Source organism: Serratia sp. L9, assembly GCF_050632285.1.
Classification (GTDB): domain Bacteria; phylum Pseudomonadota; class Gammaproteobacteria; order Enterobacterales; family Enterobacteriaceae; genus Chania.
Map to the genome: position 1 here is coordinate 3,250,713 of NZ_CP192591.1, position 14,734 is coordinate 3,265,446.

General features: G+C 55.1%; 14 protein-coding genes and 1 tRNA gene. 7 read left to right on the forward strand and 8 right to left on the reverse strand.

Annotated features, from left to right (window positions below):
• The 5 genes from citX to ACQ86O_RS15330 all read left to right on the forward strand — a co-directional run bounded on the left by citX (position 1) and on the right by ACQ86O_RS15330 (position 5,125).
• On the forward strand, positions 1-546 hold the full coding sequence (gene citX, locus ACQ86O_RS15310; protein WP_431221828.1) for a citrate lyase holo-[acyl-carrier protein] synthase: 546 nt from the start codon (positions 1-3) through the stop codon (positions 544-546).
• Positions 530-1,411, forward strand: a complete 882-nt coding sequence (citG, locus tag ACQ86O_RS15315; protein ID WP_431225741.1) for a triphosphoribosyl-dephospho-CoA synthase CitG — start codon at positions 530-532, stop codon at positions 1,409-1,411. The genes citX and citG overlap by 17 nt, the downstream gene beginning before the upstream one ends.
• A gap of 31 nt (positions 1,412-1,442) precedes the next feature.
• On the forward strand, positions 1,443-2,906 hold the full coding sequence (locus ACQ86O_RS15320) for an anion permease (RefSeq protein WP_431221829.1): 1,464 nt from the start codon (positions 1,443-1,445) through the stop codon (positions 2,904-2,906).
• 232 nt (positions 2,907-3,138) lie between these two features.
• Positions 3,139-4,341: a bifunctional glucose-1-phosphatase/inositol phosphatase gene (gene agp / locus ACQ86O_RS15325; RefSeq protein ID WP_431221830.1), complete on the forward strand. Its 1,203-nt coding sequence runs from the start codon at positions 3,139-3,141 to the stop codon at positions 4,339-4,341.
• An 88-nt stretch (positions 4,342-4,429) separates the two neighbouring features.
• Positions 4,430-5,125, forward strand: coding sequence for a 4'-phosphopantetheinyl transferase family protein (locus tag ACQ86O_RS15330; protein WP_431221831.1), 696 nt, complete (start codon positions 4,430-4,432; stop codon positions 5,123-5,125).
• 9 nt (positions 5,126-5,134) lie between these two features.
• Here the strand turns inward: ACQ86O_RS15330 and rarD are convergent, their stop codons facing one another.
• Positions 5,135-6,016 (reverse strand): EamA family transporter RarD, encoded by an 882-nt coding sequence (gene rarD / locus ACQ86O_RS15335; protein ID WP_431221832.1) that lies wholly within the window; start codon positions 6,014-6,016, stop codon positions 5,135-5,137.
• A 137-nt stretch (positions 6,017-6,153) separates the two neighbouring features.
• Here rarD and alkB point away from each other — a divergent pair, with 137 nt between their 5' ends.
• A complete protein-coding gene (gene alkB, locus ACQ86O_RS15340) occupies positions 6,154-6,801 on the forward strand; it encodes a DNA oxidative demethylase AlkB (protein ID WP_431221833.1) in 648 nt (215 codons plus the stop codon).
• On the opposite strand, the gene ACQ86O_RS15345 is transcribed toward alkB, so the two are convergent.
• The 6 genes from ACQ86O_RS15345 to ACQ86O_RS15370 are packed head-to-tail and all read right to left on the reverse strand — an operon-like array spanning position 6,798 to position 13,340.
• Positions 6,798-8,294 carry an efflux transporter outer membrane subunit gene (locus tag ACQ86O_RS15345; RefSeq protein ID WP_431221834.1) on the reverse strand — a complete coding sequence of 499 codons (1,497 nt, stop codon included), beginning with the start codon at positions 8,292-8,294 and terminating at the stop codon, positions 6,798-6,800. The genes alkB and ACQ86O_RS15345 overlap by 4 nt on opposite strands.
• A gap of 13 nt (positions 8,295-8,307) precedes the next feature.
• Positions 8,308-9,423, reverse strand: a complete 1,116-nt coding sequence (locus tag ACQ86O_RS15350; protein ID WP_431221835.1) for an ABC transporter permease — start codon at positions 9,421-9,423, stop codon at positions 8,308-8,310.
• 6 nt (positions 9,424-9,429) lie between these two features.
• A complete protein-coding gene (locus ACQ86O_RS15355; protein WP_431221836.1) occupies positions 9,430-10,557 on the reverse strand; it encodes an ABC transporter permease in 1,128 nt (375 codons plus the stop codon).
• Positions 10,554-11,414, reverse strand: coding sequence for an ABC transporter ATP-binding protein (locus tag ACQ86O_RS15360; protein ID WP_431221837.1), 861 nt, complete (start codon positions 11,412-11,414; stop codon positions 10,554-10,556). Before ACQ86O_RS15360 ends, ACQ86O_RS15355 begins: the two co-directional genes overlap by 4 nt.
• Positions 11,357-12,340: an ABC transporter ATP-binding protein gene (locus ACQ86O_RS15365; RefSeq protein ID WP_431221838.1), complete on the reverse strand. Its 984-nt coding sequence runs from the start codon at positions 12,338-12,340 to the stop codon at positions 11,357-11,359. The genes ACQ86O_RS15360 and ACQ86O_RS15365 overlap by 58 nt, the downstream gene beginning before the upstream one ends.
• Positions 12,315-13,340 (reverse strand): HlyD family efflux transporter periplasmic adaptor subunit, encoded by a 1,026-nt coding sequence (locus tag ACQ86O_RS15370; RefSeq protein WP_431221839.1) that lies wholly within the window; start codon positions 13,338-13,340, stop codon positions 12,315-12,317. The genes ACQ86O_RS15365 and ACQ86O_RS15370 overlap by 26 nt, the downstream gene beginning before the upstream one ends.
• 110 nt (positions 13,341-13,450) lie before the next feature.
• Between ACQ86O_RS15370 and ACQ86O_RS15375 the strand changes: the two genes are divergently transcribed.
• Positions 13,451-14,089 (forward strand): TetR/AcrR family transcriptional regulator, encoded by a 639-nt coding sequence (locus ACQ86O_RS15375; RefSeq protein WP_431221840.1) that lies wholly within the window; start codon positions 13,451-13,453, stop codon positions 14,087-14,089.
• A gap of 90 nt (positions 14,090-14,179) precedes the next feature.
• On the opposite strand, the gene ACQ86O_RS15380 is transcribed toward ACQ86O_RS15375, so the two are convergent.
• Positions 14,180-14,255 (reverse strand) — tRNA-Asn (locus ACQ86O_RS15380).
• Positions 14,256-14,734: the final 479 nt, after the last annotated feature.

Genomic DNA, 14,734 nt, shown 5'->3' on the forward strand with positions numbered 1-14,734 from the left:
ATGCCACACATTGCCCCCGAATTGGCTGCCAGCCGCGCCATCAGTTTGCCGGAACTGCTTTCCAGCCGTGAATGCCGGCAGGCACGGCAACAGGCGTGGCTGGTTCGCCATTCCACAACGCTGCTGGTGTTGACGCTGGTGGTACCGGGAGCGGTGAAAGACAGCCCGATGACGCGGCAGATTTTCAACCTGGGATGGCAGGCCTTGCAGCAGATGTATCGCCAGCGAGGCTGGCCCTGTCTGCAGAGCGAAGCGCTGGCGTTACCCACCGGTTGCGAAGGCTATCTGGCGTTGCAGGCCGATGCCCGGTGGGTGAAAGACGCGGCCATCCAGTTGGAATTGCAGCAGCCGATTGGCCGCCTGTGGGATATCGACGTACTGACTCCGCAAGGGCAAATCCTGACGCGGCGGGAGCTGGGTTTGCCGGAGCGCAGTTGTCTGCTGTGCGGCCAGCCAGCCAAAGTCTGCGCCCGCCAGCGTAGCCACAGTACGGAACAGTTACTCAACGTTATGGCAAGGATGCTCGATGATGCGCTCCCATCCTGAACGGCCACCGGCAGCCACTGCCCCTTCGGCCAGCCAGCGTTTTGCCCGCAATGCCTTCCGGGCGTTGCTGGTGGAGGTCAACCTGACCCCGAAACCGGGCCTGGTCGATCGCGATAACAACGGCGCACACCGCGATATGAATCTCAGCCATTTCTACCGCAGCTCCCGGGCCATTGGCCTGTGGTTGCCGCATTTTATCCGCCAGGGCGAGGCTGATGCCGCGATGCCTGCGGAGCAGCAGCTTTCCCGTCTGCGCCCGCTCGGTATTGCCTGCGAGCAACAGATGTTCCGCGCTACCGGCGGCATCAACACCCATAAAGGCAGCGTGTTTTCCCTGGGGTTGCTGTGCAGCGCTTTTGGCCGCTTACAGCAACAGCAGCGGCCAATTGATGCGCCAGGCATGTGCCGGGAAGTGGCCCGGATGTGCAGCGGGTTAGTCAGCCGTGAACTGCAACAGAACAATGCAGGGCAGACCGCCGGGCAACGGCTGTTCGCTGAATTTGGTCTCAGTGGCGCTCGTGGCGAGGCCGAATCGGGCTTCCAGCGGGTGATTAACGGGGCGTTACCGCTCTATCGCCAAAGGATTGCCAGTGGAGAGGGGGAACAAGTCGCGCTGATGGACAGCCTGCTGTGGCTTATGGCGCATAACGACGATACCAACGTCGCCTCGCGCGGCGGCATCAGTGGCCTGCGCTGGCTGCAGCACTATGCCCGGCAACTGTTGGTGCTGGGCGGTGCGGGAGTGCCACAAGGGTTGGCGCGTCTGCGGCAGTTTGATGTCGCCTGCATCGCCCGCAACCTGAGCCCCGGCGGCAGTGCCGATCTATTGATAGTCACCTGGCTGCTGGCGCAGTTGGGTCATTAAAAAATTAACGAAGCCTTCAGGAGTAGTGCCAATGTCTGAAACCAAAGAGAAAATCTGGAAAGCGATCGCGCCGCTAGTGGTGCTTGCCGTCCTGTTAATGATTCCCACGCCGGAGGGCATGCCGCCGCAAGCCTGGCGTTACTTTGCCATTTTCGTGGCGATGATCGTCGGTATGATCCTGGAGCCGATCCCGGCGACGGCGATCAGTTTTATCGCCGTTACCGTCAGCGTGCTCAGTTCCAACTGGGTATTGTTTGGCGCCCAGGAGTTGGCCGAACCGGGCTTCAAGGCCGGTAAAGAGGCACTTAAATGGGGGCTGGCCGGGTTCTCCAGTACCACCGTCTGGCTGGTATTCGGTGCCTTTATCTTTGCGCTGGGTTATGAAGCCACCGGCTTGGGGCGGCGCATCGCGCTGTTCCTGGTGAAGTTTATGGGCAAACGTACCCTGACGCTCGGCTATGCGGTCGTGATCATCGATATTCTGCTGGCGCCGTTTACTCCGTCCAATACCGCACGTACCGGGGGCACGGTATTCCCTGTGGTGAGGAACCTGCCGCCGCTGTTTGACTCTTTCCCCAACGATCCGTCTTCGCGCCGCATTGGCGGTTATCTGATGTGGATGATGGTGGTCGGCACCAGTATCAGCTCCTCAATGTTTGTAACCGGCGCTGCGCCGAACGTATTAGGCATTGAGTTCGTCAACAAAATTGCCGGGATAAATATCAGTTGGATGCAATGGTTCCTGGCCTTCCTGCCGGTAGGTCTGCTGCTGTTAATCGTTGCGCCTTTGATCTCCTACTATCTGTATAAACCGGGCGTGACCCACAGCAATGAAGTGGCTAGTTGGGCGAATACGGCTCTGGATGAAATGGGCAGCCTGACCCGTAAAGAATATACCCTGATTGGCCTGGTGCTGCTCAGCCTGGGGTTATGGGTATTTGGTGGTCATCTGCTGGATGCAACGGCGGTGTGTCTGCTGGCGGTATCCCTGATGCTGGCGTTACACGTAGTCAGTTGGAAAGATATCACCAAATATTCCAGCGCCTGGAACACTCTGGTCAACCTGGCAACGCTGGTGGTGATGGCCAGCGGCCTGACCCGTTCCGGCTTTATCGATTGGTTCGCCACCACAATGAGCACCCATCTGGACGGTTTTTCACCGAAAATGACGGTGATCATGCTGGTGTTGGTGTTCTATTATGCGCACTATCTGTTTGCCAGCCTGTCGGCACATACCGCCACCATGCTGCCGATGATCCTGGCGGTAGGCAAAGGTTTGCCGGGCGTACCGATGGAGCACCTCTCCATCCTGCTGGTGCTGTCTATCGGTATCATGGGGGTTCTGACACCGTATGCGACCGGCCCTGGCGTGATCATTTATGGCTGCGGTTATGTGAAGTCCAAAGACTACTGGCGGCTTGGCGGGATCCTCGGCGTGGTGTATATCGCCGCGCTGCTGTTGATCGGTTGGCCAATTCTCAGCCTGTGGTATTGATTTAACCGGCGGCCATTTTCGGATGGCCGCTGTTGCACTCCCTCTGCGTGACATTCCTCACATACTTTCATGTCTAACGCCGCCATCATACTTAACCAACGTTAAGCTGTTCAAAATTATCATATACCCGATGGATTTCACGTTATAGCGCTGGCAACAGCGCTGCAGCTTGCAAGACGACGGATATAATCACGGAGCCTCTGCGGATGAGAAAAAAACATTACTACTTTGCTTGCCACTGCTGTTTAGCGGTGCCGCTTTTGCCGAGAACGAAGGTTATCAACTGGAGCAGGTGCTGGTCATGAGCCGCCATAACCTGCGTGCGCCATTGGCCAACAACGGTAGCGTGCTGGCACAGTCCACGCCGCAGGCCTGGCCGCAGTGGGACACACCCGGCGGGCTGCTGACCACCAAGGGCGGCGTGCTGGAAGTGTATATGGGCCATTATTTCAATGCGTGGCTCAAGCAGGCGGGGATATTGCCGCAGGAAGGTTGCCCGGCCAATGACAGTGTCTACGTGTATGCCAACAGCTTGCAGCGTACCGTGGCTACCGCCCAGTTCTTCACCAACGGTGCTTTCCCTGGCTGTGATATCAGCGTTCATCATCAAGAGAAGATGGGCGAGATGGACCCCACCTTCAACCCGATTATCACCGACAACAGCGAAGCCTTTAATCAGCAGGCCTTGAGCGCGATGAATGCCGAACTGGCCTCGTTGAAGCTGGACCCATCTTACAAACAGCTGGCCCAGATCATCGATTACAAAGACTCCGCCGCCTGCAAGACAGATAAACAGTGCGATCTGACCGCCGAACCCAGCAAGATGAGCGCGGTGCCGGGCAAAGAACCAGGAGTGTCTGGCCCGCTGAAGGTGGGTAACTCGCTGGTGGATGCCTTCATGCTGCAATATTACGAAGGCTTCCCGATGAAAGACGTGGCCTGGGGCAAGATTGTGACGCCGCACCAGTGGCAGCAGTTGGCCAAGCTGAAAGATGGCTATCAGGATTCGCTGTTCACTTCATCGGTCGTGGCACAAAACGTAGCCAAACCGCTGCTGACTTACATCAACTCGGCGCTGATTAGCGACAACAAGGCCGATACACGCAAACTGACCGTGCTGGTCGGCCATGATTCCAACATTGCCTCACTGCTTTCGGCGATGAAATTCAAACCTTATGCGCTGCCCAAGCAGTACGAGAAAACCCCAATCGGCGGCAAACTGGTGTTCCAACGCTGGCATGACAGCAAGGGCGATCGCGATCTGCTGAAGATTGAGTATGTCTATCAATCTACCGACCAGTTGCGTAATGCAGAACCGCTGACGCTGCAGAACCCGCCGCAGCGTGTCACTCTGGCGCTGGAAGGTTGCCCGGTAGATAAAGAGGGTTTCTGTGCCTGGAGCGATTTTGAAAAAACCATGAAAGATATTCTGTAACAGCAAAACTGTAGAGGCACGCTATGTGTGCCTCTACACCCGCCAAAGTTATATACTGCGCTATCTGTTTCTTTATTCTGGACAAAACGTGCACCCTGCTTTTATTAACAACGTTGAATTTCTGCTGGTAGGCGGCTTCCCTGGTCTGATTGCCCGATGCCATTTTTCGTTGGCAAGCTATCGCGACGATCTGTTCGCGGATAACGGTATCCACTTTCCGGAATATTTAATCAATGCGGTAGCAAAACGCCGGGCCGAATACCTGGCCGGACGCTATCTGGCACAGCAGGTGCTGGCCCAACTGGGACATGCAAATTTCACCCTGGAGCGAGGGGAGAACCGTGCGCCAATCTGGCCGCAGCCCATAACGGGTTCGATCAGCCACAATATTGACACCGCGCTGTGTGCCGCCCAAAACAGCCACGGGGAAGGCGGCGTGGGTATTGATGTGGAAACCATTATGCCGCCCAAGCGTGCGGAAGAACTGTGGAGCGGTATCGTCGGCGAGGCCGAATGCCTTTGGTTACGCCAACAGTCTCAACCTTTTAATCTGCTGCTGACACGGGTGTTTTCCGCCAAGGAAAGCCTGTTCAAGGCACTGTATCCGCAGGTTCGTTGCTATTTTGATTTCCTGGATGCGCGGACAGTAGCGTTGGATAGCCAAGCGGGCACTTTTGAGTTGGAGTTACAGAAAACGTTGACGCCACTTTGCCACGCAGGCCGTCGTTTTAGTGGGCGCTTCTGGCAACAAGGTGACGCCGTCACAACATTAATCTATCTTTAAATTAATGGCTTAAACCCTTTTTCTACGTAACAGATGGCGTGCTCCCTCCAGCATCAGCAGCAGCACTGCCAGCCAAATGGGGAGATAGGTCAGCCATTCCTGCTGGCTGATGGTTTCCCCCAACAGCAGCGCCACGATCACCAATAATACCGGTTCCACATAGCTCAGCAGACCAAACAGGCTGAAGGGGAGCAAACGGCTGGCAAGGATATAACACACCAACGCCAGCGCGCTGATAATGCCCAACAGGGGGATTTGCAGATAGAGCAGCGGCTTGGCGCTCAGCGCAGCCAGGGGCTCAGCGCCACCAAGGGCAAACAGTGCGGCGACCGGCAGCATCAAGGTCAACTCACACCACAACCCGCCTAAATTGTCGGTTCCCAGACGGCGACGCAGAATAAAATAAATCGGATAGCCAATGGCGACCACCAGCGTTGACCAGGAAACCCCGCCGACCTGATACAGCTCGTTGGCAACGCCAACCAGCGCACATAGCGCCGCCAGCTTTTGCAGTACGGACAAACGATCGCGAAAAAACACCCGACCTGCCAGCACCAGGGTTAGCGGCAGCAGGAAATAGCCGAGCGAGACTTCCAATGCCATGCCGTGCAACGGTGCCCACAGGAACAGCCATAGCTGCACGCCAAGTATCGAGGTGGTCAGCAGTAAAAACAGCACCCGCTGCGGGCGCTGTCTGAGCCAGTGCAGCATCTCCTTCACCCGCGCCCAATCGCCAGAAAACAACATGAACAGCGTCAGGAATGGCAGCGTTAGCAGGGTGCGCCAACCATAGATCTCTTCCCCATTGAGCGGGCTAAGCATAGAGGTGTAGTAATACATCGCGCCAAATAAAAAGGAGGCGATGATCGAAAGTATGATGCCTTTGAACACAGACGATCCTGGTCACAGATGGGTTATCTGCGGCTACTGTAGTGAAATTTAGCGGTAACAACAATGGCCTGCGGCGAGCTGGACAAGCGCCGCCAAGCGGTTAGAATGATAACTGTGTATTTATACAGGCTTGAGTGATGACAATCGATCTGTTTGAGGATGCGCTGCCGCCGCCGTGGCGTGAAGAAATTGCACCGGGCGCGGTAGTGTTACATGGTTTTGTCCGCGACCACGGGCCGGAGTTGCTGGCAGCGGTCAACGGCGTGGTGGCGCAGGTGCCATGGCGGCATATGACCACACCGGGCGGTTTTACCATGTCGGTGGCGATGAGTTGGTGCGGCAATGGCTGGAACAGCGATAGCAACGGCTACCGCTATTCGCAGCGTGATCCCGGCAGTGGCAAGAGCTGGCCAGCCATTCCGGGTATCCTGATGGCGCTGGCGGCCGAAGCCGCCATGCATGCCGGGTTCGGCCACTACGTGCCGGATTCTTGCCTGATCAACCGCTACGATCCCGGTAGCAAACTCTCCTTGCATCAGGACAAAGACGAGCACGACTTTTCTGCGCCGATCGTTTCTGTGTCGCTGGGGCTGCCGGCCATCTTTCAGTTTGGCGGCCTGCAACGCAGTGACAGAACGCGGCGTATTCCGCTGGCCCACGGCGACGTAGTGGTTTGGGGCGGCCCGTCACGCCTGTGTTTTCACGGCATTATGCCGGTGAAAGAGGGTTATCATTCGCTCGTGGGTTCAAAGCGGATCAACATCACCCTGCGCAAGGCGCTTTAACGCGGGTAATTACCCACCGAGCGGTTCACCGCCGCCCAGGCTATCAGCACATCTCGCTGGCTCATTGCCAACGCCTGGCGTGATTGGATATAGCTGCGCTGGCTGTCGAGCACATCAATAAAACTGGTCAATCCCCCGTCATAACGCGCTTGGAGCAGCGCCAAGGCCTGTTTCGCACTGGCTTCTCGTTGTTGCTGCTCCTTGAGTTTCTGCTGCGCTGAGCTATATCGGCTGAGCGCATCATCGATCTCCTGCCAGGCCTTAAGCACCGTTTTTTGGAAATCTACGGCCGCCTGCTGTTGTTCGGTTTCACGCAGGACCACCGTGGCTTTGCGGCGGCCATGGTCAAACAATGGCAGATTTAAACTCGGTCCGACTGACCAACTGCGGCTTCCCCATTCGGCAAAGTTGCTTTCACTGTAGGAGTCAAAACCCATCCGTGCGCCAAGAGTTATGCTGGGATAAAGCTCTGCTTCCGCCACGCCAATTCTTGCCGTAGCGGCATGCAATCTGGCCTCAGCGGCACGAATATCCGGGCGTAAAAGAGCGACTTCAGAAGGAATACCCAATTGCAGAGGTGGCAGGGCATTTTCATTTAACGAGCCGGGTTTAAATTGCAGCTCCTGCGATAAAGCACCAGGATGTTCACCCAGCAACAGCAGCAACTGGTTGATGGCCACCCCTTCCTGTGCCTGAAGTTCAATCAGGTTGGCTCTGGTTGCCGCCAACTCGCTTTGCTGCCTTTCAAGGTCGGCATAATTCAGCGCACCGCCTTCGGTGCGGGCCTTAATCAGCGACAGACGTTCACCCATCGCCAGTACATCCTCTTTCGCCAGGGCGATTTGCTGCTGAACGCCTCTCAGGTTGTAGTAATTATTCACCACATCGCCGACGATACTGAGCCTGGCAAGCTCTAACATCGCCTGTTGTGAGGACACGTCGGCGTCAGAGGCCTCAACGGCACGTCTTACGTGGCCCCAGAGGTCAATTTCCCAGGAAAAATTCAACCCGGCCTGATACCAGGTATAAGGTTCTGTCATTAAATCTATCAGGTGGTCTGGCTCAGGGATAACTTCCTTGAGTGCGCGAGTAGAAGGGCTGTTTTCACTGAGCTGCTCGCGGTTGACTTTGCCGGTAGCACTTATCTCCGGAGCTTGCTGTGATGCGGTAATGCGGTATTGCGCTTTGGCGCTGGAAAAACGCAGGGCCGCCGTGTTGATATCCGGGCTGGCGATCAAGGCCCGTGCGACAAGATCGTCAAGTACCGGGTCATTATAGCGTTTCCACCACTGCGCATCCGGCATGGCACCAGACCCCTGGAGGGTATGAAGGGCGGCATCACCGCTGCGCCAGGTTGTCCAGTCTGCAGGAGAATCGACCGGTGCTTTTTTATAATCGGGCCCGAGGGTACAGCCGCTCAGCACGGCCACTGCAAGTAATGTCACCAGACCAGGCAATGTCTTGTCTGCAAGAAAAGAGTTACGGCGCTTCATGTGAATACCTGTGTCAGTACAGCCGGTTACGAAAAAGCCATGCCGCCAGCGGGAGCGTAATCACCGCCATAACCAACATGGGAATGAAATTAAATGCAATGTCTGCTATCCCGGCCCCTTCGAGATAAACGCGCCTGACCAGATCGATGGCAAAGCGCAGCGGGTTGGCATAGGTTAGGGCGTCAAGGATGGCGGGCATGGTTTGTACCGGCGTCAGCATCCCGGAAAGCAGCATCAGCGGCATCATCAATAAAAAGGTATAGAGCATGGCCTGCTGCATATTGATAGAAATCGCCGAGATAGACAGCCCAAGCCCAACGGCGGCAATGTTAAAACTGAACAAGCCGACGTAGAGCAGGGCAATCGAGCCGTTCATCGGGATCTGGAACCAGAATAAAATGATCAGCAGAATGATGGTGGATTGAACCAGACCAACCAGCACCGAAGGCAGCGCTTTGCCAATCAGTAACTGCATCGGTGTAAACGGCGTCACCAGCAGTTGATCAAAGGTGCCTTGTTCTCTTTCACGGGCGACGGACAGGGCAGAAAGAAGCAGGGTTTGCATCATACTGAGCGCTGCAATAAGCGTTGGCATCAGGCCCCAGCGGGATTCCAGATTCGGGTTGTACCAGGCGCGGGTTTCGAGAGAAATTACCGAGCGGTTATTCATTTTCCGTTGATTAAAATCGCCGACCACCGCGCTGATATAGCTTGCCGCCGCGCCTGCGGTGGAAGAGTTGCGGCCATCCAGGATCACTTGGAGCGGGGAAGGCAGGCCCTGGTTGAGCTTGCTTTCGAAATCAGAAGGGAACGTCAGTACCAGCAACGCATCGCCAGCCATCACTACGTCTTTAATCTGTGAAGCAGAGGTGAGCGTCGCCGTGCGGTTAAAAACGCCAGTGCCATCAAGATGCACCAGCAGTTCGGTGGACGCCTGGCTTCTGCTCTGGTCCAGCACGGCGTAGTCGACATGGTTGACATCATAGGTAGCAGCATAGCCAAACAGCACGGCCTGCAAAAAGGCCGGGGCAAAAAGAATAACCCGGTTGGCAGGCTCTTTCAGGATAGCCAGTATTTCCTTATGAATAAGAAAGCGGATATGGCGCAGCCAGAGGGTGAAGATTGTCATCGGGGGTTATCTCAGTCGCTTACGCAAGGAAATTCGCGAGGCATTAATCAACACCAGCGCGTAAAGTGCCAAAATCCCGCACTCCTTCAAAAACAGAGGCCAGTCATCACCGCCGAGGAACAGTGTTTTGATCAGTGACATAAAGTGCGTGGCGGGCAATATCTGGCTGATGACCTGAATGGCTACCGGCAGATTGCGGATATCAAAGACAAAGCCAGATAGCATCATCGCAGGCATAAAGCTGGCAATCAGCGCTATCTGGCTGGCCAGAAATTGGCTGGGTGCAAAGCCGGAAATGGTCAGCCCCAGCCCCAGAGAAACCAGAAGGTAAAGCAGGGAAGAGATAATGATGGCGGATAACGAGCCGCGTATCGGCACTTCAAACAGGAAGTGCGCGGCCAGCAGGCAAACAACCAGATCCACCGCACCGAGCACCATGTAAGGCGCGAGTTTAGCCAGCACCAGTTCAAGCGGGCGCACCGGCGTGACAAACAGCGCTTCAAGGGTGCCACGTTCACGTTCGCGAGCTATCAGCAACCCGGTCAGGAAAGCGCCAATCAGCGTCAGGATCAGCACCACCAAGCCGGGAACAATAAACCAGGTGCTGTTGCCAGATTCGTTAAACCACATCCGTTGTTCAATGGTGACCGTGCCCATCGTGGCAGAACCGCCACCCCGATCGGCAACGATGGCCGCCTGGGTCGCCAGAGCACCGGAGACATAGCCTAACGCGGCTGATGCCACGCTGGTCGATGCACCATTTACCAACAATTGTAATTTTCCATCACCTGCGGCATGACGCTGGGCAAAATCGGAAGGGATACGCAAAATGGCATCTGTCTGAGCACGGCGTAGCGCATCCTGTGCGGCAGCCAGAGTAGGGTATTGCTGTACAGACAGGTAGCGGCTGCCCTGCAAGGCGGTGATCACCTGATGGCTTTGCGCCGTATGTTGCTCTTGAACCACTGCCACCCGGGCGTTTGTCAGATCAAAAGAGAGCCCGTAACCAAACAGCAGGATCAGCACTATCGGCAGCAACAGCCCAACTGCGAGATTGCTTTTATCGCGTATAAGCTGCCGTGTCTCCTTGCGGGTCAGTGAGGCCAGCCGACTGAAAAACGGTGAGTGGCTCATGACCGCACCTCTTTGTGCTGCGCTTGGGCGCGGGCTTGCTCGACGATGGCGATAAACGCGGTGTTCATGTCTGCCGCATGTTCAAGGCCGGCTAATTGGCGTACTTCGCGCGGTGTGCCTAGCGCCAACATTTTACCGGCATCCTGAATGGCTATCCGATCGCAATACTCGGCTTCCTCCATAAAATGTGTGGTGACGATAACCGTGATACCTTTGTTGGCCAGTTCACCGATGGTGTACCAGAAAGCACGGCGGGCCAGTGGGTCGATGCCGCTGGTGGGTTCATCCAGGAAGACAATTTCCGGTTCGTGCATCAGGGCGGCGGCCATCGACAATCGTTGTTTAAACCCGCCAGGCAGCTCACCGCTGATGGCGTCGGCATCAAGCATAAACTGGGCAAGAGATGCCTCTATCTGCGTTGCCAGTTTTTTACCGTAAAGCCCATAAGCACCGCCAAAAAACGTCAGGTTCTCCCGCACGGTAAGATTGCCGTATAGGGCAAATTTCTGTGAGACGTAACCAATGCGCGCACGGGCTTTGGCCCGCGCGGTGCGCAGATTAAGCCCCGCAACTTCAAGGTGGCCGCTGGTGGCGGGTAGCAGACCACAGAGCATCCGAAAAGTGGTGGTTTTCCCCGCGCCATTTGGGCCTAACAGTCCAAAGATTTCGCCCCGTTTGACCTCAAATGAGGTGTTGGCCACGGCGGTGAAATCGCCAAACTTCCTCACCAGATCCTGGACAATAATCACCGGATTATCGTCCTGGCTATTTTGCTCCTGATTAGCGACCATCTCCGCTTTTACCGGTTGCGAAGTGGCCTTTTCATCCAGGTGCTGAGCCTGATGCAGTAACACCATAAAGCCATCTTCAAGTTCCGCCTCCCTTGGCGTGGCGCCAATTTCGCCGGGAAGGGGTTGCCGGCACCAGGCTGACAGATAAAGCGCACCGCATCCCCTTTGGGGACTGCGTCAGTGATCTGTCGGCGGTTTTCCAGCAATCTGGCCTGTAAGCTTCGGGCTTTGATCCCTTCGGGAGGCATTGCCTGCCAGGTCAGCCCGTCGGCTTTCTGCCTTAATGAATCCGGTGTTCCCTGCGCCAGAATCTGGCCTTGATACATCACATAAACCTGCGCACAACGCGCGGCTTCATCCATATAGGCCGTGCTGATAATGACGCTCAGCTTTTCATCCTGCACCAGTTGCTCGATGATTTCCCACAGATCGCGCCGTGATAACGGGTCAACGCCGACGCTGGGTTCATCAAGCAAAAGCAATTCAGGGGAGCGCACGAGCGTGCAGGCCAGGCCAAGTTTCTGCTTCATCCCGCCAGAAAGTTTACCTGCCGGACGGGTGGTGAAACGGGTGAGATCGGTGATAGTCAAGAGCCGGTCAAAACGTTCTTGGCGCACCTGCTGTGATACACCATGCAGATCGGCATAGAGATCGAGATTCTCCTGAACGCTCAAATCTTCATACAGCCCAAAGCGTTGCGGCATATAACTGATACGGTTCTGTACCGATTGCGGGTCGGCACTGACATCGGTGCCCAGCACGCTGAGGCTACCGGATGAGGGGGCATAAAGCCCGGCAATCAGCCGCTGGAAAGTGGTTTTCCCGGCTCCATCCGGGCCAACCAGTGCAGTCAGTTCACCCGCGTGGATATTCAGCGTCAAGCCATCCAGTGCCCGGACTTCCCGGGCGGATTGGGTTGCGCCAGGAAACACCCGAACAAGGTCGTGGGCGATGACAACGTCCTGATTAGCGGGCATTGTCGTTGCCGCCATTTTCTGACGCCGTGTGTATTCTGACGGTGGCAGGCTGGCCCATGCGCAAGACATTTTCCGCATCGCTTACCACTATCCGGACCTCATAGACCAGATGGGTTCTGAGCTCTTCGGTCTGGACGGATTTTGGCGTGAATTCGGCAACCGATGAGATATAGCCCACCTGGCCTGTGACCGCTTTGTCTGGGAAGGCGTCGGTGAGGATACTGGCGGGCATGCCTGATTTAACGCGGCCCAAATCGCTTTCGGCGACCCATACGCGCACCCATTTCGGTTCGCTGAGCGCTAAGGTGTAAACCGCTTTCTGAGCGCTGGTCATATCGCCCGGCTCCTGAAGACGCGATCTGACGACAGCATCAACCGGGGCGCGGAGTTCGGCCTGAGAAATCCGATATTGCAACAGTTCTAAATCTGCCTGTAAGGCCCGAACCTGAGCGGTGGTGGCTGCGCGCTGTTCTGAACGGACGCCTTTTTCCATCAATGCAAGGTTTGCCTGGCGTTCTCTGACGCTGGCTTGTGCGATACGCAGGTTACTTTGGGCAACATCAAGTTCCTGCCTACTGATGCCTTTGCCCCCGGTACTGGTAGCGATACGCTGTACACGGCTGATATCTTCCTGAGCTCTCACCCATTGAGCCTGAGCGGATGCCAACTGCGCCTTTGCCTGGGCTATTTCTTCAGGGCGGGCACCTGCCTGTTGTTCAAGGACGGTTTGCTTTTGCGCATCCAACCGAGCTTGCGCCTGGCTTTTCTGAATTTCCAGCGCTTGGGTATCAAGCCTGGCAAGCACCTGGCCCGCATGAACCTGGTCGCCTTCTTCCACCATCAGGCTCTGGATCCTGCCGCTCTCCTCAAAAGCCAGCGAGACCTGGCGGATATCAACGTTGCCGTGCAGGATAAGTTGGTTTTTGTCTTCGTCGCCTCGACCATACCACCAGACCGCAATGGCAACGGCGATCAGGGCAACGATCACCACGCCGGTGATGACTTTTTTGTTCATTGCGACACTTTCCTTCAGAAGATGCGATCTCTCTTAGTTTAAATTAAATTTAAACTTTAAATATGGGATAATAAAGCTAATCGTGAAAAATTACTTAATCTGGAACCGTTATGAGTAGAGCACGCCGCAGTGATGGTGATATCACCCGAAAAAGAATTCTGGAGGCAGCCGGTGAATTGATAGCTGAACGGGGATACGCCCAGACAACCAATAAAGCGATAGCCAGTGCGGCAGAGGTGGATTTGGCGGCGATCAACTATCACTTTGGTGGCAGGGAAGGGCTCTATCTGGCCGTCTTGTCACTGGCACATAGGCATTATCTGGATGGTGACACACTGGCGGAGTTGGCAGCAAGCGACCGCCCGCCGGAGGAAAAACTGGGGATTTTTCTTGAGACGTTTATTTCAAAACTGAATGAAGGCAGCGGTTGGCATGGCCGGGTTTTTGCCCGGGAATTACTCTCTCCTTCGGTACAACTTGCCGATTTTGTTAATACTGAAGGTTTAGGGAAAATTCAGTCCGTACGCAAAATTGTCAGCGAAGCGGCGGGCATATCCCCGGATCATCCTGCATTACTGCCCTGCATGCTGAGCGTAGTTGCACCTTGCATGATGTTGATGGTGGCGGGCGATCGAATCCCAGGCCCAATACGTGAGATTGCGGCGATGCAGACGCAGACGCTGACGGAGCATTTTAAACGGTTTTCTCTTGCTGGCCTGAAGGCAACCAGAGAACACAACCAAAAGTGAGAGTTTGAGGGACGGGAATTCAGGGGGTGTCGAGAGTACCGCAGAAACGAAAACGCCACGGACTTCGACAGAAATCCATGGCGTTGAATTTGGCTCCTCTGACTGGACTCGAACCAGTGACATACGGATTAACAGTCCGCCGTTCTACCGACTGAACTACAGAGGAATCGTGTGAACGGGGCGAATAATAGCGATGCCTCCTGGCCTTGTAAAGCATGAAAATGCGTAAATGTTTTGTTTGCTGATGTATTGAGCAAATCGTCTTGTTTTCCAGCAGGTTAAGTGGAAGATAAATCCTACGGAGGCGAAAACGTTAACCCATCCTAAATCGCTCAGGTTTTATGATAGGAATGTGACATTGCCCATTGATTGGCAAGAAGCCGTTAGTGCCATCCAGAAACATATTAGTTTTAATAAAGCCGTTAAATCGGCTTTTAATTAGGATTTTTCTATATCAATTGCCAGCTTAATCCTAATTATTTTAAACGGACCGGGATTAATCAGCCAGTTGGCAAGAGGATATCTTCGGAATTAATGCCGGATCCTAAGATAAATCTAATAAGGTTGCGGTCTTTTAATATCGTTCCCCTCGGTTTATTTCGGAATAAATCACTGTTAATACCTTTTATCGTAAAATTTATATCC